Raw genomic sequence first — 19,454 nt, 5'->3', positions numbered from 1 at the left:
ACAATAGGGAATGAGTAAAGAAATAAAAGACAAACTAGAGAAAATTCCAGTTATTGGGTTGCTCGTAAAATTTGGAAAGCAAATAAAAGTTCCGGGTTTGCTGGGTATGTCTTTATATGATATTTTAGAACTTTATTTTATTGGTATTGTAAAAGGCGCCTTAACTTCAAGAGCTGGTGGCATTGCATTTAGTTTTTTTATGGCGGTTTTTCCGTTTTTATTATTTATTTTAACGCTTATCCCTTACATTCCTATAGATGGTTTTCAAGAAGGTTTGTTCTCTTTTATAAAAGATATTTTACCACCACAAACTTTTGATGCCGTAAATCTGGTTATTAATGATATTGTAAACAATCAATATGGAGGCTTGCTTTCTTTTGGTTTTTTATTGTCTATTTTTTTAATGACAAACGGTATCAATGCTATTTTTGGCGGATTTGAATATTCCTATCATGTAACTGAGTTCAGAAGCGTTTTTAAGTCGTACTTTGTATCTTTAGGCGTATCCTTATTAACTTCACTTTTTTTAATAGTTACCGTAATTTTAGTAATAATTTATCAAGTTGCATTATCAAAAATTGATGAAATTGGTTGGTTAAACACTTCAGATTTAAACTTGTTTTATTACGGTAGAGGTTTACTTTTTTTATTGATGATTTTCACCATCGTATCTTTACTTTTTAGATATGGAACAAAGCAAGTAAAAGAAATTCGGTTTTTTTCTGCAGGTGCTGTTTTAACCACGTTTTTATCTTTATGTTCTTTTTATTTGTTTGGTATTTATGTGCTTAAATTTGCACAATACAATCAATTGTACGGTTCTATTGGTACACTTTTAATCTTAATGCTATTTGTTTGGTTAAATGCAATAATTTTGTTGTTGGGTTTTGAGTTAAATGCATCTATTTATAGTTTAAGACAACGAAATAAAACCGCTGAAACTCCTTAATATTTCTAACTTTTTTAACGATATTTGCATCCGCAATTGATAATTGTGAGTATTGAATTTTAAGTGTTTAGTTTTAAGTGATGATACTAAAAACTAAAAACTAAAAACTAAAAACTATTTTAATGAAACCAAGCATTCCAAAAGGAACCCGAGATTTTTCGCCAACAGAAGTTGCCAATCGCACGTATATAATGAATACGATTAAAACAGCTTTTGAAACTTACGGATTTCAACCTATAGAAACCCCAAGTTTCGAGAATTCGTCAACCTTAATGGGTAAATATGGCGAAGAAGGAGATCGTTTGATTTTTAAAATTTTAAATTCTGGTGATTTTCTAAAGAAAGCCGATGATAAATTGTTATCAGAAAAAAATAGTTTAAAAGTAACGTCTCAAATTTCTGAAAAAGCATTGCGTTATGATTTAACTGTGCCATTTGCACGTTATGTTGTACAACATCAAAATGACATTACATTTCCTTTTAAAAGATACCAAATACAACCTGTTTGGAGAGCAGACAGGCCGCAAAAAGGACGTTTTAGAGAGTTTTTTCAGTGTGATGCAGATGTTGTTGGTAGTAAATCTTTATGGCAAGAAGTAGAATTTATTCAGTTATATGACACTGTTTTTACCAATTTAGGTTTAGCAGGCACCACTATAAAAATGAATAATCGAAAAATACTTTCTGGTATAGCAGAGGTAATTGGTGCACAAGATAAATTAATAGATTTTACTGTAGCTTTAGACAAGTTAGATAAAATTGGTAAAGAAAAAGTTGAGGCAGAAATGCTGTCTAAAGGAGTTTCTGAAGAGGCTATACAAAAAGTACAACCTCTCTTTACGTTTAACGGAACAAACTTAGAGAACTTAGATGCTTTAGCAGCAATGTTAGCAATATCAGAAGAAGGTACAAAGGGAGTAGCCGAGTTGCGTTTTGTAATAAATGCTGTAAATGAACTGGGTTTAGCAACTGCAAATTTAGAAGTTGATGTAACTTTGGCAAGAGGATTAAATTATTACACAGGCGCAATTTTTGAAGTTGTTGCACCAAAAGGTGTGCAAATGGGTTCTATTGGAGGTGGAGGAAGATATGACGATTTAACTGGGATTTTCGGTTTAAAAGATGTTTCTGGCGTTGGTATTTCTTTTGGATTGGATAGAATTTATTTAGTGTTAGAAGAATTGGGCTTATTTAAGTCTGTAGATTTACCAAAACCCAAAGTAATTTTTCTAAATTTTGATGCCTCTACAGATTTAGTAAAAATGAAGGCAATTAAAGTTTTAAGAGAAAATAATATCAAATCAGAATTTTACCCTGATTTAGGTGAAAGTAATAAAGCGCAAAAAAGACAATGGAAATATGTTACAAACAGAGCCATTGAATTTGTAGTTTCTAAACTTGAAGGAGATTTATTTACTTTAAAAAACATGAATTCTAGTGAACAATTTGATTGTTCTTTAGCTGAATTAATAGAAAAATTAAGTTAGTCTTCTGCAAGCTCAGACTGACTTAGTTAATGTAAATTGAATTTATAGAAATGTATTTTGATTTTTAGCATAATCAAAATGTAAATAAAAAAAATGTAATTTACCATACAAAGCCACACTGAGCTTGTCGAAGTGGAGCATGTTAAAAAGAACTTTGTAGAAATTAGATTTTGCGAAAGTTTAAATTTTTAATGATAAGTTGCCAATAATAGACTTAAAAAAGCATAAAGAGTTATCAATAATAAATGCATAATTATAATTGATAAAAAACTAAACGAAATAGTTTGTAAACTCGTAAATTTGCATTTCAATAAACGTTTGAAATGTTTGAATCGAACAAAAAATGAATGACGATAGAATAGACGAAATAGGTGAAAACCATATTGCAACATCAGCAAAAAACCCAGTAAGGGAAGACGCTTTTACCATTTCTGATAAAGAAAAAATTGCAAAAATAGAAGAAAGCGTAAAAGACATTCTACATACTTTAGGAATGGATTTAACGGATGATAGTATACAAGGCACGCCAAAAAGAGTTGCAAAAGCTTTTGTAAATGAGTTGTTTATGGGCTTAAACCCAGCAAACAGACCAAAAGCATCTACTTTTGAGAACAATTATAATTATGGAGAAATGTTGGTAGAAAAAAACATTGTGGTTTATTCTACTTGCGAGCATCATTTATTACCAATTATTGGTAGAGCCCATGTGGCTTACATTTCTAATGGTAAAGTAATTGGACTTTCTAAAATGAATAGAATTGTAGAATATTTTGCAAAAAGACCACAAGTACAAGAGCGTTTAACCATGCAAATTGTACAAGAAATGCAAAAAGCTTTGGGTACAGAAGATGTAGCTTGTGTTATAGACGCAAAACACTTATGTGTAAATTCTAGAGGAATTAAAGACATTGAAAGTTCTACAGTAACTTCTGAATTTGGTGGAAAATTCAAAGAAAAAGAAACTAAAAAGGAGTTTTTACAGTATTTACAAATGGATACACAATTCTAGATTCCTGTCTTCACAGGAATGATGAAACAAAAATCCGTTAAGAAGAAATTCTTAACGGATTTTTTTGGTTAAAATTGTATAGGTTTAACTTAGTTTTATGTGAGATTTCTCCTTTCGTCAAAATGAGACTATTGTGTTTTTAATTTTTTAGTTCATAAAAAAAGCCTGTTTAGAAAACGCTAAACAGACTTTAATTTTATTTAAAAAGAAGGTCTAATTATTTTTGAACAATTACCCATTCTCCCTTTTCTATTAAAGGAATGGCTTGTTTAAATTTCACTTCTTTTTCATCGCCACTCATTACGTTTTTAATAGTAACACGTTCGTTTCTACCAATTTTTGGTTGTTCTCTAACAATGGTTTCTACAGTTTCTGCAGATTGTTGCCTAGAGTTAGAAATGGCTTGTTCTGTTGTGTTTTGCACATCTGCCTTAGATGTATTTAAACGTTGGTTATTTTTAGATGTTCCTGCTTCAGAAATTTCTGTAGCTTGCTGTGGTAGTTCTCCTTTAAATAAGAAAGACAACACTTCTTTATTAATATCATCTACAGTGGTTTTAAATAACTCAAAAGCTTCAAACTTATAAATTAAAAGCGGATCTTTTTGTTCATAAGATGCATTTTGCACAGACTGTTTCAACTCGTCCATTTTACGCAAATGTTCTTTCCAGTTTTCATCTATAATTGCTAAAGTGATGTTTTTTTCAAAATCTGTGACTAAAGATTTTCCTTCACTTTCATACGCATCTTTTAGATTGGTAACTACTTGTAAAGATTTAATTCCGTCTGTAAAAGGCACAACAATACGTTCATATCTATCGCCTTCGTTTTCAAAAACATCTTTAATTACCGGGAAAGCTAAAACTGAGTTTCTCTCAATTTTTTCTTTATAATGTGCAGTTACAATTTCGTATAACTTTTCTGTTAATTCTTTTTCTGATAATTTTTCAAATTCATCTTCAGAAAAAGGAGAAGTCATGGAAGAGAATTTAATCAACTCAAACTCAAAATTCTGAAAATCTTTTACGGCTTTATTTGCATTGATAATTGATTCACAAGTATCATAAATCATATTCGCAATATCTACTTGCAAACGTTTACCATCTAAAGCGTTTCTTCTTCTTTTGTAAACAAATTCACGTTGAGAGTTCATAATATCATCATACTCTAACAAGCGTTTTCTTATACCAAAGTTGTTTTCTTCCACTTTCTTTTGGGCTCTTTCTATAGATTTGGTAATCATGGAATGTTGAATAACTTCACCATCTTTTAAGCCCATTCTATCCATCATTTTTGCAATTCTATCAGAACCGAACAAACGCATCAAATTATCATCTAAAGCAACGTAAAATTGAGAAGAACCAACGTCTCCTTGTCTTCCTGCACGTCCTCTTAATTGTCTATCAACTCGTCTAGAATCATGACGTTCTGTACCAATAATTGCCAGACCACCAGCATCTTTAACTTCGTTAGATAATTTAATATCTGTACCACGTCCTGCCATGTTTGTTGCAATAGTAACTACTCCTGGTTTACCAGCCTCTGCAACTACATCTGCCTCGCGTTTGTGTAATTTTGCATTTAAAATATTATGTGGAATTTTACGCATTTGTAACATTCTACCCAATAATTCAGATATTTCTACAGAAGTGGTACCTACAAGAACTGGTCTTTTTTCTGCAACTAACTTTACAATATCTTCAATTACTGCATTGTATTTTTCACGAGCTGTTTTATAAACTAAATCTTGCTTATCGTCTCTTTGAATTGGTTTGTTGGTAGGAATTTCTACTACATCTAATTTATAGATCTCCCATAATTCGCCAGCTTCTGTAATTGCAGTACCTGTCATACCAGACAGTTTACGGTACATTCTAAAGTAATTCTGTAAAGTTACTGTTGCAAAAGTTTGTGTTGCATCTTCAATTTTACAATTTTCTTTGGCTTCTATGGCTTGGTGCAATCCGTCTGAATAACGACGACCATCCATAATACGACCTGTTTGCTCATCAACAATCATTACTTTATTGTCCATAACAACGTATTCCACATCTTTTTCAAAAACAGTGTATGCTTTTAAAAGTTGATTCATGGTATGAATACGTTCACTTTTAATGCTAAAGTCTTTGTATAATTCTTCTTTTTCAGATGCTTTTTCTTCGGCAGTTTTTTCAGAGTCATCAATTTGACCAATTTTTACGCCAATGTCTGGTAAAACAAAGAAAGAATCGTTGTTTGTTTTGTCTGATAAATGCGCAATACCTTTATCGGTTAAATCTATTTGATTATTTTTTTCTTCAACAACAAACCATAAATCTTCATCTACTTCTGGCATTAATTTGTTGTTATCTTGCATGTAATAGTTTTCTGTTTTCTGCAAGATTTGTTTGATACCTTCTTGAGATAAAAACTTAATTAATGCTTTGTTTTTTGGTAAACCTCTGTACACTCTTAACAGTAAAAAACCACCATCTTTATCATTACCATCTGCAATTAGTTTTTTAGCTTCTGCTAAAACACCAACTAAATGTTGTTTTTGCAAGCTAACAATGTCCGCCACTAATGGTTTTAGCTCTGTAAATTCATGTCTGTCTCCTTGTGGTATTGGACCAGAGATAATTAAAGGTGTTCTAGCATCATCAATTAAAACAGAATCTACTTCATCTATAATGGCATAATTTGGTGCTCTTTGTACCAAATCGTCTTTAGAACTTGCCATATTATCACGTAAATAATCAAAACCAAATTCGTTGTTTGTACCATAAGTAATGTCTGCATTGTATGCTTTTCTTCTGGCATCTGAGTTTGGTTGATGATAATCGATACAATCTGTAGTAAACCCGTGAAACTCAAACATTGGTGCCATCCACGCTTTATCACGTTTTGCCAAATAATCGTTTACGGTAACCAAATGCACACCATTTCCTGTTAATGCATTTAGGTAAACTGGTAAAGTAGAAACTAATGTTTTTCCTTCACCTGTCATCATTTCTGCAATTTTACCTTGATGTAAAACAGAGCCTCCAATTAGTTGCACATCATAATGTATCATGTCCCAAGTAATTGGTTTTCCTGCGGCATCCCAAGAATTTGCCCAAAACGCTTTATCACCTTCTAAAACAACATTTTCTCTTTCTGCAGACAATTCTCGGTCAAAAGGTGTTGCTGTAACTTCTATTTCTTCGTTTTCTACAAAACGCTTAGCAGTTTCTTTAACCACAGCAAAAGCAGCAGGCATTATTTCTTCTAAAACACTTTCAGAAATGGTGTAGGCTTCATCTTTTAAAGCATCTATTTCTGTATAAATATCTTCTTGCCTATCTATATCTGCAGATTTTGCTTCACTTTCTAAAGCAGTAATTTTGTCATCTAAAGTTTTGGTAGCTTCTTTAATTTGGGCTTTAAATTCTAAAGTTTTCGCCCTTAAATCGTCATTAGAAAGCTTAGAAAATTCGGTTTCAAATTTTCTAACATTGTCTACAATAGGTTGTAATGTTTTTAAATCTTTTTGCTGTTTGTCTCCAACAAAAAGTTTAATTACAGAGTTTAAAATATTCATTTTTATATATTTTTTTAATGCTAAATACTTAGCTATTTTATTTGGTTGTGTTTCAGGTTTTTAAAAACTGAAATATTGTCTTTTTGATTGATAAATATAAAACAAAAAAAAAGCCTCTTAAGAGACTTTTTATATTTTTTGTAATTTAATATTCATCTTCGTTCCAAAGATAGTCATCCTCTGTAGGATAGTCTGGCCAAATTTCTATAATAGAATCATAAGCATCACCTTCGTCTTCTATATCTTGTAGGTTTTCTACAACTTCTAGAGGGGCTCCAGTTCTTATAGCATAATCTACTAATTCATCTTTGGTTGCTGGCCAAGGTGCATCTGCTAAATAAGATGCTAATTCTAATGTCCAATACATTTCTTAATGTTTAATTTTGTGCAAAAATAATTTTTTTGCTGAATTGTGCAAGTCTTTTTCAAGAAATTAATTGCAAAGCTATTGTTAAATAAATTACAATACTGTTTAACAGTTGTTTGCTATGTAGTTTTATTAACAAATACTTTAAATCGATAAAAAAAGAACTTTATGAAAAAAGATTTCCTTAGGTTTTGCCTGAAGATTCATTTAAAATTGCCTTTCCTTTACAAATAGGAATCTAAATAAAGCATTTACTGTATTAATTTCTTTATTGTTTCTCAGGAATCCATTTAATTTCATCCACGTTTAAATCAAGAGTCAACTTTCGTGCCAACACAAAAAGATAGTCAGAAAGTCTGTTTAAGTACTTTAAGACTGCCTGGTTAATGGGTTCTTGGTCATTTAATTCTACAGTAAGTCTTTCTGAACGCCTGCAAACACATCTAGCTACGTGACAAAATGACACAGCTTGATGACCTCCAGGAAGAACAAAATGAGTCATCTGTGGCAATACAGCATCCATTTCGTCAATTTTGTTTTCCAAATACGCTATTGCGTCTTCATTAATTTTAGGAATATTTAAGCGGTCTTTACCAGATTTTAAAGTTTCTTTTTCTGGTGGAGTTGCTAGCATTGCACCTAAAGTAAAAAGTTCGTTTTGTATTTTTAGTAGTGAAGCCTTTATAACTTCTGAAATTTCTTGGTCTTTGATTAAACCTATGTAAGCATTTAATTCATCTACAGTGCCATAAGCATCTATACGTAAATTAAACTTTTTTACACGTGTGCCTCCAAAAAGAGCAGTGGTACCATTATCTCCGGTTTTTGTATATATTTTCATTTTTTAAGTAACAAGGATTTATAATTATAAAATGTATGTTTTTAATCATTTTAAAATTTAAAAACCAAAGTTACAAACTAATCTCTTTGAAGATTTAGTAGTTAACATCTTTTAACAGTTTTAAATGCTGTAATTATTAGACTCTAATTTTAAAATGTTCTTTAGCTTGCTCTTTTCTAAAGAAAACCAATCCAAAGTAAAAAACATCTACAGTTACACTAACTTTTGTATGGTTTTTAATAATTTTCCAAGCCTCACACATTTCTTTATTCCAATAAATATCATCAAAAATAAAAAAGGAATTGTTATGTATTGTTGATAAGCAAGTTTCAAAATATTTTAAAGTTGCTTCTTTGGTATGGTTTCCATCAAAATAAATGCAATCAAATTGGTTGTTTTTGGTAGCTTTTAATAGGGTTTCCTTAAAATTTCCATTAATAATTTTAATCGTATTAAATTTATTTTTTAAAAAATTTTCTTGGGCAATTTTACTTGTTTCTTGGCAACCTTCTAAAGTTGTTATTTTTCCTTTTTTATAACCTAATTGCATAGCGCATGTTCCTAGGCCCAAAGAAGTGCCTATTTCTAAACTATTATTTGGTTGAAAATACTGTGTTAATTTTATCAGTAATTTTGCTTTTTTATTGGAAATTCCTGCAATTTTTGCAATTTTACTAATGGTTCTATAATTGTTTTTAAAAACTTTAGAACCACTACCAAAGTCGGTTACTTGTATTTTGCTTTTATTTTTTAGTAAAGATTGTTTTATGTCTTTAAATTGAAGCCAGTCGTTTTTATTAATTTTTTGATAAAAACACAAGGTTACTAAATTATATATAAAAGGTGAGTGTACACCATGCTGATTGGTGGCTTTTGTTAAAAATTGCAAGTACTTTTTTTGTTGAAACAGCATTATTTATAAATGAAAAACGAAAGTAAAATAAAATTATAGCTTTACGCTTATAAAAAGTATATTTGTAACTCTTACAAGTAGACCAAACAATGAATAAATATCTTCCTTTTTTAATTATAGTAGTTGCATTAAGTGCTTGCGTTTCTAGTAAAGAGTTAACTTATTTACAAGGCAATCTTGTAAAAAAATCGGAAATAAGAAGAATAAACAATGTGCCCTATAAGTTACAAATAGATGATATTTTAAATATTACAATTACTTCTAAAAACGAAGAAATTGTGGCGGCTTTCCAAAAAAATAGTTTGGGTAATGGCACAAATTTAAATGGAGCAGGAGGTGGTCAAGGAAGTAACCCAGGTTATTTTTCTGATTATACTATAGATAATTATGGTAATATAAGAGTGCCTACTTTAGGAGAAATTAACGTTTTAGGGTACACAGCTTTAGAGGTGCGAAAAAAAATTGAGGCAAAATTAAGAGAAGAATATATTAATAATGACAATAGCTTATTTGTCTCTGTAAAACTTTCGGGTATTAGGTATACTGTAATTGGGGAAATAGGCACACCAGGTACAAATACGATTTTTCAAAATAGAGTTTCTATTATAGATGCTATTGCTAATTCTGGCGGTATTACAGATGTTGGAGATAGAGAGCATGTAGAAATTATTAGAACAATTGGTAATAGTACAGAAAAACATACCTTAGATTTAACAAATATTGATGTTTTAAACGCGGCTGTTTTTTATATTCAGCCAAATGATATTATCAATATAAAACCGCTTCGAGAAAAATCTTGGGGTACAGGAACTACAGGTTTACAAAGTTTATCTACTATAGTTTCTATTTTTACATTGATTGCATCTACTGTTATTTTAGCAAGAAATTTATAATTGTATGAACACACCTTCGAAAATTTCTAATGTAACATCTGCAGATAGAAATATAGACGTAAAAGAGTACCTATATAAAGTTTTAGCTTATTGGAAACTATTTGCTGTAGCCATAATAATTGCACTTATTGTTGCAAAATTTATGAATGGATATTTGCAAAAGAAATACTCATTAGACACTATAATTGCCGTGAAAGAAGAAAATAATCCTTTATTTTCTACAGGTACAAATATTGCTTTTAATTGGGGTGGCGCAAGTGATGAGTTAGAGACTGTAAAGGTTATTATTAAATCTAGATCGCATAACGAACGTGTTGTAAAAAAGTTAAACTTTTTTATAAATTATTTACAAGAAGGTAAATATAGAATGGAAGATAGGTTTGGTTACACTCCTTTTCTTGTAAATTTAAATACCAACAAACCACAAATTTTAAATACCCTAATTCAAATAGAGTTTACAGGAGAAGATACTTTTAATCTTTCTTTTCCCTTTAATAAGTCTGGCAACAATGCTGTTATACATTATGATAGTAATACAATTACCTCTAGACCCTCTAATAAGCCTAGGTTTTTAGCTAATTATAAGGTTGGAGATGCAATAGATACGCCTTTTTTAAATTTTTCGATAAAACAAATAAAGCCTTTTACTATTGGCGAAAAATACCTCATTCAATTTGCAAGTTTTGATGGCACTGTTGGCGCCTACAGAGGTGTAAGCGTAAGTAGCATTACAAATGCAGCATCTATGTTAAGATTGCAAATGCAAGGTGTTAACAAAAAAAGATTAGAAACCTATTTAAATGCAACAGTACAAGTTTTAGATTCTGTAAAACAGGTACAAAAAATTGAATATGCTTTAAGAACTCAAGCTTATATAGATACTTTATTTAAAGCAGAAGCTATTAAACTAAAGCAATTAGAAAAAGACTTAGGCAATTACAGAGAAACCAATAATATTTTTGATTTATCTACACAAGGGACAGAAATATATGAAGAAATAGTAACGCTAGAAAAAGAAAAGCAAGAGTTTCAATCTTATAACGATTATTTAAGTAATTTAAGAAATTACATAAGAAATAATGATAGGTTTAATAAAGATAATTTAGTTCCTGCTTCTTTACAAACAGAAGACCCTAAAATTGCAAATTTAATTAACGAATTGGTTTTTAAATCTAGTGAACGTGAAGCTTTTAGAGATTTGGTAAAAGACAATCATCCAGATATTATGCGAATGAATAAAGAGGTTACAATTATTAAAAACAACCTTTTAGAAAATATCAATTCTTTACAAACGATAAATAAAGAGCGACTAAAAAAATTAAATGCTGGCTTAAGGCAATATGCAGTAAAAAAGAAAAAATTACCTAAGCAAGAGCAGGGCTTGCTTACTTTTCAAAGAGATTATGAAATTTCGGAGGCCAACTACAATTATTTAAAACAGAAAAAATACGAGGCAGGTACCGCAATTGCAGCAAATGTATCTGATGTTAAAATAATAGATACTGCCAAAGATTTAGGACAAGGACCAAATTACCCAAACCCAAACTTTAACTATTTAGTAGCTATAATGCTAGGTGTGGTTTTTCCGTTGTTTTACATTATTCTTAGAGAGTTATTAGATAATAAAATTCATACGGCAGAAGAAATTCAGAATAATTATGCCATACCTGTTTTAGGTGTGGTTGGTAAAAATCCCGGAAATAATAACTTGGCAGTTTTTGAAAGACCAAAATCTTCTGTAGCAGAATCATTTAGAGCTTTACGTTCTAATATTCAATTCTTATTTAAAAATGCTGGAAATAGTGCCGAAAGTAAAACATTAATATTAACTTCATCCATTAGTGGAGAAGGCAAAACAATGATTTCCATAAATATGGCTACCGTTTTTGCGTTAAGTGGCAAAAAAACAATTTTAATAGGTTTAGATTTAAGGAAACCAAAAATATTTGATGATTTTAACTTGCCAAATGATGTTGGAATAGTAAATTATTTAATTAACCAAAAAACTTTAGAAGAGGTTATTATGCCTACTAAAGTACCTAATTTAGATTTAATTTTATCAGGACCAATACCGCCAAATCCATCTGAATTATTATTAAGTAAAGCTGCAGACGACATGATAAAAAAGTTAAAAGAAACTTACGACTATGTTATTATAGACACACCTCCTGTTGGTTTGGTTTCAGATGCCTTAGAGTTATTTAAATATTCAGATTCGGTAATTTATGTAATTCGCCAAAACTATACAGAAAAGGGAATGATGAGGATGATGGATGACAAATATAGAAATAATGAAGTAACAAATATAAGTTATGTTTTAAATGACTTTTCTATAACAAGCAAATACGGTTATGGCTATGGTTATGGTTACGGTTATGGCTATGGAAAATACAGCTATGGTTATCATATAAATGAAGAACCAAAAAATATATTTCAAAAGTTTACGAGCTTATTTAAATCTAAATAATAATGTGTTAATTATTAAATTATACGAAACATTTTTATTAATAATTTTATTTTAAAGATGATACCAAAGAACGAATACGCACCCTATTTTGAGCAGTATATGCAACTTGTAGCTCAAGAGAATAAGTCTATTATAGAAAATTTAGAGTCTTCACAGCAAGAATTTCAATCTATTTTACAAAACGTATCCATAGCAAAACAAAATTATGCGTATGCAGCAGATAAATGGACTTTAAAACAAGTAGTACAGCATATAATAGATACAGAACGTGTTTTTACATATAGAGCCTTGTGTTTTGCTAGAAATGATAAGACTGATTTACCTGGTTTTGATCAAGATATTTTTGTAGCAAATGACAATGCTCAAAATAGAGATTTTAAAGATTTGCTAGAAGAAATGCAAACTTTAAGAAAATCATCCATACAATTATTTCAAAGTTTTTCTGCTGATGTTTTTACAAGGGTTGGTAAAGCATCAGGTAACAAAATGTCTTTAAGAGCACTTGGTTATTTGTTTTCTGGGCACCAAAAACACCACTTAAATATTATTAAAGAAAGGTATTTGTAAATTTAAGTTTACTTGTAACTAGGTAGTTCTTCCAAAAAAATGTAGGCTTCTTTTTCAAAATCCATTTTACAATAATAATGAGACAAGCCGTTTGTTACAATCAAATAGTTTGCTTTTAATTTTAAATTATAACGTGCAATTTGGTCAAAAGTATCTTGTGTAATTTTTATAGACGGTGCTTTGCATTCAACTATAATATCATGCATACCATTTTTATCAAAAATTAAAATATCTGTTCTTTTTTTGCGGTTATTTACAACAAGTTGTTTTTCTAAAGCTATAAGGGAGACAGGGTATTTTTTTTCCTGAATTAAAAATTGAACAAAATGTTGTCTTACCCATTCTTCTGGCGTTAAAACCAAGTATTTTTTTCTTAAAATATCAAAAATAAGCGTCTTATTTTCGCTACTTTTGATTTTGAAATCAAAGAAAGGTAAATTTAGTTTTTGCATTCAACAAAAATATTAATTATTTTTAGTATTCAGCTTAGGTCTGGTGCATAAAATATTTCTCTAAAGTAATACATGAACGAAATAAAAACAATAGTTGCAGATATTAAAAAAGGCAATATAAAACCTATCTATTTTTTAATGGGTGATGAGCCTTATTATATTGATAAAATTTCTGATTTTATTGAGCAAAATGTGCTAGAAGAATCAGAGAAAGGTTTTAATCAGCAAATTATGTATGGCAGAGATGTTGCTATAGAAGACATTGTAAGTGCAGCCAAACGTTACCCAATGATGGCAGAAAAACAAGTAATTATTGTTAAAGAAGCACAAGATTTAAGTAGAAATATAGAAAAAGTAGTGAGTTATGCAGAAAACCCACAGCAAACAACTGTTTTAGTTTTTAATTATAAATACAAAAAACTAGACAAACGTAAAAAACTACATAAAGCAATAGCAAAAACAGGTGTTATCTTTGAAAGCAAGAAGCTATATGAAAATCAGGTTGCAGATTGGATTAGAAGAGTTCTTAGTGGCAAAAATTATAAGATTGAGCCTAAAGCAGCGCAAATGTTAGTAGAGTTTTTAGGTACAGATTTAAGTAAAATTACCAACGAATTAAGTAAGTTAATGGTTGTCTTACCAATAGAAACCATTATAAATGCAACACATATAGAAGAAAATATTGGTATTTCTAAAGATTTTAACAACTTTGAGTTAAAAAAAGCAATAGGGCAGAAGGATGTTGTAAAATGCAATAGAATAATTAATTATTTTATAGAAAACCCGAAGAAAAATCCAATAGTTGTTACCATTTCTCTACTAAATACTTTTTTTACACAGTTATTACTTTTTCATGGTTTAAAAGATAAATCTAAAAATTCGGTTGCTAAAAACTTGGGTGTTAGCCCTTATTTTGTGGATGAATATTTTTTAGCAGCAAGAAATTTTCCAATGCGTAAAGTAGCGCAAGTAATAGCTCTGCTTAGAGATGCAGATGTTAAAAGTAAAGGAGTTGGGGCTAATAATACTACAAAAGATATTTTTAAAGAATTACTTTTTAAAATACTTCATTAACGATAGTAAACAACAATTGCGATGTTATTTTAAATTATTCTATATTATTTAACAAATGTCTATTTTTTTGATACTAGATAATAATTATATTTGAGGTGAATTTATAATCTTATTATATGACAGTATTCAGCAAAATTAAGTGGATTTTAGGAATAGCAATGATATTTTTACTAATTATTGCCACTAACTTAATCGATAAAAATAATTTTTCTAGAGTACGAGATTCTGTAAGTACAATATATAAAGATAGGATTGTAGCAAATGATTTAATTTTTGAAATTTCTAATGCAATTCATAAAAAAGAGATTGCGATAGTTTTAAAAGATTCAATATTTTTTAAAAGAATAAATATTGAAGTGAATAAGCATATTTCAGAAAAAATAGAGAAATATGGCACAACTAAATTAACTACAAATGAAGCAAAAACTTTTGCTGAATTAAATCAAAATTTAGACCTTTTAAAAAATGAAGAGTCTAAATATATAAACTCTAATTATATAGATAACAATTCTTTAACCACTAGAATTTCTGCTATTACAGAAAATTTATTTACACTATCTAAAATTCAATTAGAAGAAGGTGAACGACAAATGGCAATTAGTGAAAAAGCTTTTGCTAAAGTAGATTTATTTACGCAAATAGAAATTTATGTATTAATATTTTTAGCAATTGTAATTCAGCTAATTGTTATGTATGATAAAAAGGAATGAAAAATATTTTTGAAGAAGAGGTTGTAAACGAAGTTATTAAAAGAATAGAGCGTCTAACCCCAGAAACCAAGCCAAATTGGGGCAAAATGAATGTAGCACAAATGTTGGCGCATTTATGTGTGCAATATGATTCTATTTACACCAATAAATACCCAAAGCCAAATGCTTTTGTAAGATTTATGCTGAAGTCTTTTATAAAAAAGGCTGTAGTTTCAGAAAAACCATTTTCTAAAAATGGCAGAACAGCAGCACAATTTATAATTACAGATAAACGTGAGTTTAAAGAAGAAAAACAAAATCTAATTGACGGTATTGTAAAAACCCAAAAATTAGGAGCGTCTGCATTTGATGGAAAAGAATCTGCTTCTTTTGGCGCTTTAACAGCACAAGAATGGAATAATCTTTTTTACAAACACATAGATCATCATTTAACACAATTTGGTGTTTAGTTTATAAACTAGTCTTGCTTTTTTAATTCAATTTTAGAGTTACTGTTTATTAAAAGATTCAAATAATTTTCAGATTTAAAAACAGTACTATTAAATCTAGAGGTTCTATTTCTACCTTCTTTTTGTCTTACAATAGATCTGGTAAAGCGCCTTATTTCTGCTTCTGTAGTTAAAATAATACCAGGAGTTGGAGTACTTTTTCCATTTTCATCCTTTGCAACCATTGTAAAGTAAGAAGAGTTGCAATGTTTTGTTTCGCCTGTTCTAATATTTTCAGATTCTACTCTTAAACCTACAACCATAGATGTTCTACCTGTAAAATTTATAGAGGCTTTCATAGTAACCAATTCACCTACTTCTATAGGATTTAAAAAATCTACCTTGTTTACAGATGCTGTTACGCAATAATTTTCTGAGTGTTTAGAGGCGCAGGCAAAAGCAATTTGGTCCATTAAATTTAAGATATGTCCACCATGTATTTTTCCACTAAAATTAGAGTGGGATGGTAACATTAATTCTGTAATTTTAATTTGAGAGTCTTTTATGTATTTGAATTTTTTAATCATCTGTATGGTTTTTACTTCTAAAATGTGGAGATTCTTCTTGGCTTACTTCTGTTATAAAATATTTGGTATCACCTAGCCAGAAAAAGGTTTTATAACGTTCTTTATAGGATAGTTTTACATACCTACCTTGGTACTTTTTCAGTTTTTGTATTACTTCTGTATTTTTATCTTCCACAGAAAAAGTAAAAATTTGAGCCCCAGATATACCTTGACTGATTTCTCCTTCCCAAGTTTTCACTAAAACTCCTTTTCTGCTAATTTTTATCAACTCACCAGATCTTACACCATTACTGTAAGTTATAAAATAAATAAAACAATAATAAAGCGCGGTTATAATAAGTATTGTGGTAAGTAATACGCCTATAATTTTTTTCATTTGCCAAAAATACAAATCTATTTTCAGGTTTGTTTAGAATATTTCACCAATTATTTTTCCTTTTTAAAGACTTTTTTTCCCTTTCAGCTTAATTTTATTTAGAAATCTTTAAAAATTTATTTCTTTTGGAGTACTGTGATGGCATAAAAATATTTTAAATAAAAAACTTTTTAACAAAACATTCTTAAAATTATTTTTTTTAAACAAGTAATTTTAAAGATATATCAACGACAAACAAATTAACTATAAATCAAATATTATGAATAAAAATTACTTATTTAAATTTTTACTGTTATTAATTCCTGTTTCTGCCTTTTTATTTATGGCAAGTTCTGGAGGAAGACAAGATGGAAGATCAGGTTCACCTGGCGATGGAGGAAATACTTGTGCACAATGCCATAATGGAGGAAATCTTAATGCATCTGTAGAAATAACTACTAATATTCCAGTTACAGGTTATTTATTAAATACAGACTACACTATAAATGTTAACACAACATCAGATTCTAATACACATGGTTTTCAAATTGCAGCAGAAAACAGTGGGGCTAACAAAATAGGAACATTTGTTGCTGGAGATGGTTCTAGAGTAGCAAATAACAGAGTTACGCATTCTAGACCTTCTAATACAGGAGATTGGTCTTTTACATGGAGATCTCCAGCAACAGATGAAGGTAGAGTAACATTTTATACTGCTGTAAATGCTGCAAATGGAAATGGACGTGCTTTTGACAATGCAGATCAAACAGTAACTGCTACTACACAATTATCTTCTTTAAGTATTTCAGATGCTCAAAGATTAGAATTTAGTACGTTTCCAAACCCTGCTTCAGATAATATAAGTTTGCAATTACCCACAGGTACAAACAGTGCTAAAGTAGAGTTTTATGATGCTGTTGGTAGATTGGCACTAACTTCTAATATATCTAACGAAAATAATAGTATAGATGTAAATTCACTAGCTAAAGGAATTTATCTTTTAAAAGTGGCGACTACAGATAAAATAGGAACGCAAAGATTTGTTAAAAATTAAATTTTATAAAATTTCAATTTGCAAAACCGAGTGCACTAAGCATTCGGTTTTTTTTATGACTATTTTAAGCTAAATTTGCAATTTAAATAAGGCAAAATGAATTACATTTTATTTGATGGTGCAGTTAGAAACGCGCTTTTACCATTTACATATACAAGACCAGTAGCAGATATTAGAATTGGTATTTTAACCATTAGAGAAAAGTGGGAGAAATTTTTAGGTTTAACCACAACTACAATTACAGAAGAATATTTAGAAGAAAAATATCCTATGGTAGAAATGGAAGAGAATATTCTAATTAATGCCTCTTTCTGCCCAACAGAATCTTTGGTAGAAAAAATAAAAAACCTTTCTGAAAATGAAGCTATTTTTAAAGGTGATGATGTTATTGCTTTTTTTTCTTCGGATAAACAAGAAGAAGTAATTTTTGAAGATTACAAGCAAATAGAATTTGAAGAAGAGGTAATTCAAATAAAAAACACTTGGGATATTTTTACGTTTAATGGTAAAGCAATTCAGCAAGATTTTAAATTACTTACAGAAGATAGAACATCTCAACCCATACCAGAAGGTATTCGTTTTTTAAATAAAGAAAACATTTTTATTGAAGAAGGCGCAACCTTAAACTTTGCCACTTTAAACGCTACAGAAGGTCCTATTTACATAGGTAAAAATGCTACTGTTATGGAAAACGTAGCTGTAAGAGGTCCTTTTGCCATGTGTGAGAATGCAGTGCTTAAAATGGGTGCAAAAATTTATAAAGATACCACTGTAGGTCCTTTTTCTAAAATAGGAGGCGAGGTAAGTAATGCTGTAATTTTCGGGTATTCTAGTAAAGGACATGATGGGTATTTGGGCAATTCTGTAATTGGTGAATGGTGCAATTTAGGAGCAGACACCAACAACTCTAATTTAAAAAACAATTATGCAGAGGTAAAACTTTGGAGTTATGAAACTGAACGTTTTGCAAAAACAGGCTTACAATTTTGTGGCTTAATGATGGGAGATCATTCTAAATGTGGCATTAATACCATGTTTAATACAGGAACCGTAATTGGTGTAAGCGCCAACCTTTTTGGTAGTGGTTTTCCAAGAAACTTTGTACCTTCTTTCAGTTGGGGTGGTGCAGCAGGTTATACAGAATATAAAACCAACAAAGTTTTTGAGGTTGCAACTGCGGTAATGAAAAGAAGAAATTTAGATTTTGATTTTATAGAACAACGTATTTTAGAAAACGTCTTTGAGCAAACTGCAAAATTTAGAAATTATTAGAATTATTGTTTAGTTTAACAAAAGCAAGTGTATTTTTTATTCGTAAAAAACACCAATTGGCAATAAATTTTAGACTAATTGAAAAAGAGAGAATGCAAATACCTACCAGGATAAAAGGTAAACCCACCAGCAATAATTATTGCACCAAAATATAACAAAACCATTTTTCTTTGATGTACTTTTATATTGCCTTTTTTAATGGCAGTATATGCAGTAGGCACTGTATACAAGGTTAAAATACTAAACAGATGTATCCAACCAAAATGGTTTAAAAATTTAGGGCCAACTTGCGCTTTCATAAATAAAGTAATAATTGCAGTAATCATCATTAAAATCATATACACTTTACCAGCTGTTTTATGAAAATTAGTCCCCTTTTTTATAATCAGTAAAATTGCTCCAATAAGCACACAAGGTAAAACTGTTACTAGATGGGCATACATTAAATAAGTAATATTCATCCTATCATA

19 protein-coding genes are annotated in these 19,454 nt (G+C 29.8%); 11 read left to right on the top strand and 8 right to left on the bottom strand.

All coding sequences use genetic code 11. From position 1 onward, the window contains the following. Window positions 1-10: 10 nt before the first annotated feature. From Q0684_RS06325 to folE, 3 genes are all read left to right on the top strand, one after another. Entirely contained in the window at window positions 11-949 is a 939-nt protein-coding gene (locus Q0684_RS06325) for a YihY/virulence factor BrkB family protein (RefSeq protein ID WP_299013942.1), read from the top strand. Between the two features lie 122 nt (window positions 950-1,071). Beyond that, the gene (hisS, locus tag Q0684_RS06320; RefSeq protein ID WP_299013940.1) at window positions 1,072-2,436 is read left to right on the top strand and encodes a histidine--tRNA ligase; all 1,365 of its coding nucleotides are present in this window, start codon (window positions 1,072-1,074) and stop codon (window positions 2,434-2,436) included. 343 nt (window positions 2,437-2,779) lie between these two features. Further along, window positions 2,780-3,445, top strand: a complete 666-nt coding sequence (gene folE, locus Q0684_RS06315; protein ID WP_299013938.1) for a GTP cyclohydrolase I FolE — start codon at window positions 2,780-2,782, stop codon at window positions 3,443-3,445. Window positions 3,446-3,662: 217 nt separating this feature from the next. On the opposite strand, the gene secA is transcribed toward folE, so the two are convergent. From secA to Q0684_RS06295, 4 genes are all read right to left on the bottom strand, one after another. After that, window positions 3,663-7,004: a preprotein translocase subunit SecA gene (secA, locus tag Q0684_RS06310; RefSeq protein ID WP_299013936.1), complete on the bottom strand. Its 3,342-nt coding sequence runs from the start codon at window positions 7,002-7,004 to the stop codon at window positions 3,663-3,665. A 145-nt stretch (window positions 7,005-7,149) separates the two neighbouring features. Next, window positions 7,150-7,371: a DUF2795 domain-containing protein gene (locus Q0684_RS06305; protein ID WP_299013934.1), complete on the bottom strand. Its 222-nt coding sequence runs from the start codon at window positions 7,369-7,371 to the stop codon at window positions 7,150-7,152. Between the two features lie 268 nt (window positions 7,372-7,639). Continuing rightward, complete coding sequence (locus Q0684_RS06300; RefSeq protein ID WP_299013931.1) at window positions 7,640-8,212, bottom strand: cob(I)yrinic acid a,c-diamide adenosyltransferase; 573 nt, start codon at window positions 8,210-8,212, stop codon at window positions 7,640-7,642. Between the two features lie 136 nt (window positions 8,213-8,348). After that, window positions 8,349-9,101 (bottom strand): class I SAM-dependent methyltransferase, encoded by a 753-nt coding sequence (locus Q0684_RS06295; RefSeq protein WP_366140195.1) that lies wholly within the window; start codon window positions 9,099-9,101, stop codon window positions 8,349-8,351. A gap of 113 nt (window positions 9,102-9,214) precedes the next feature. On the opposite strand from Q0684_RS06295, the gene Q0684_RS06290 reads away from it, so the two are divergent. Genes Q0684_RS06290 through Q0684_RS06280 form a run of 3 tightly spaced genes read left to right on the top strand, consistent with a single transcriptional unit; the run spans window position 9,215 to window position 13,052 of the window. Then, window positions 9,215-10,018: a polysaccharide biosynthesis/export family protein gene (locus tag Q0684_RS06290; protein ID WP_299013925.1), complete on the top strand. Its 804-nt coding sequence runs from the start codon at window positions 9,215-9,217 to the stop codon at window positions 10,016-10,018. A gap of 4 nt (window positions 10,019-10,022) precedes the next feature. Beyond that, a complete protein-coding gene (locus tag Q0684_RS06285) occupies window positions 10,023-12,485 on the top strand; it encodes a polysaccharide biosynthesis tyrosine autokinase (protein ID WP_299013922.1) in 2,463 nt (820 codons plus the stop codon). Between the two features lie 57 nt (window positions 12,486-12,542). Continuing rightward, window positions 12,543-13,052: a DinB family protein gene (locus Q0684_RS06280; RefSeq protein WP_299013919.1), complete on the top strand. Its 510-nt coding sequence runs from the start codon at window positions 12,543-12,545 to the stop codon at window positions 13,050-13,052. Between the two features lie 8 nt (window positions 13,053-13,060). On the opposite strand, the gene Q0684_RS06275 is transcribed toward Q0684_RS06280, so the two are convergent. Further along, window positions 13,061-13,504 carry a type I restriction enzyme HsdR N-terminal domain-containing protein gene (locus Q0684_RS06275; RefSeq protein ID WP_299013916.1) on the bottom strand — a complete coding sequence of 148 codons (444 nt, stop codon included), beginning with the start codon at window positions 13,502-13,504 and terminating at the stop codon, window positions 13,061-13,063. Window positions 13,505-13,576: 72 nt separating this feature from the next. Here Q0684_RS06275 and holA point away from each other — a divergent pair, with 72 nt between their 5' ends. From holA to Q0684_RS06260, 3 genes are all read left to right on the top strand, one after another. Beyond that, entirely contained in the window at window positions 13,577-14,578 is a 1,002-nt protein-coding gene (gene holA / locus Q0684_RS06270; RefSeq protein ID WP_299013913.1) for a DNA polymerase III subunit delta, read from the top strand. Window positions 14,579-14,694: 116 nt separating this feature from the next. Then, complete coding sequence (locus tag Q0684_RS06265; RefSeq protein ID WP_299013910.1) at window positions 14,695-15,288, top strand: MCP four helix bundle domain-containing protein; 594 nt, start codon at window positions 14,695-14,697, stop codon at window positions 15,286-15,288. Next, complete coding sequence (locus tag Q0684_RS06260) at window positions 15,285-15,737, top strand: DUF1569 domain-containing protein (protein WP_299013907.1); 453 nt, start codon at window positions 15,285-15,287, stop codon at window positions 15,735-15,737. The genes Q0684_RS06265 and Q0684_RS06260 overlap by 4 nt, the downstream gene beginning before the upstream one ends. 8 nt (window positions 15,738-15,745) lie before the next feature. Here Q0684_RS06260 and Q0684_RS06255 read toward each other — a convergent pair whose 3' ends face one another. Both Q0684_RS06255 and Q0684_RS06250 read right to left on the bottom strand, forming a co-directional pair. After that, entirely contained in the window at window positions 15,746-16,303 is a 558-nt protein-coding gene (locus tag Q0684_RS06255) for an acyl-CoA thioesterase (RefSeq protein WP_299013904.1), read from the bottom strand. Further along, window positions 16,296-16,679 (bottom strand): 6-phosphogluconate dehydrogenase, encoded by a 384-nt coding sequence (locus tag Q0684_RS06250; RefSeq protein ID WP_299013901.1) that lies wholly within the window; start codon window positions 16,677-16,679, stop codon window positions 16,296-16,298. The genes Q0684_RS06255 and Q0684_RS06250 overlap by 8 nt, the downstream gene beginning before the upstream one ends. A gap of 259 nt (window positions 16,680-16,938) precedes the next feature. Here Q0684_RS06250 and Q0684_RS06245 point away from each other — a divergent pair, with 259 nt between their 5' ends. Together Q0684_RS06245 and Q0684_RS06240 are read left to right on the top strand one after the other, a co-directional pair. Then, the gene (locus Q0684_RS06245; RefSeq protein WP_299013898.1) at window positions 16,939-17,712 is read left to right on the top strand and encodes a choice-of-anchor V domain-containing protein; all 774 of its coding nucleotides are present in this window, start codon (window positions 16,939-16,941) and stop codon (window positions 17,710-17,712) included. 96 nt (window positions 17,713-17,808) lie between these two features. Continuing rightward, window positions 17,809-18,984, top strand: a complete 1,176-nt coding sequence (locus tag Q0684_RS06240) for a GlmU family protein (protein WP_299013895.1) — start codon at window positions 17,809-17,811, stop codon at window positions 18,982-18,984. A 74-nt stretch (window positions 18,985-19,058) separates the two neighbouring features. Here the strand turns inward: Q0684_RS06240 and Q0684_RS06235 are convergent, their stop codons facing one another. After that, a complete protein-coding gene (locus tag Q0684_RS06235) occupies window positions 19,059-19,445 on the bottom strand; it encodes a DUF2306 domain-containing protein (protein WP_299013892.1) in 387 nt (128 codons plus the stop codon). Window positions 19,446-19,454 lie beyond the last annotated feature (9 nt).

The organism is uncultured Polaribacter sp., from assembly GCF_947503875.1.
GTDB lineage: Bacteria > Bacteroidota > Bacteroidia > Flavobacteriales > Flavobacteriaceae > Polaribacter.
This window is presented reverse-complemented; position numbering and strand designations above follow the sequence as displayed.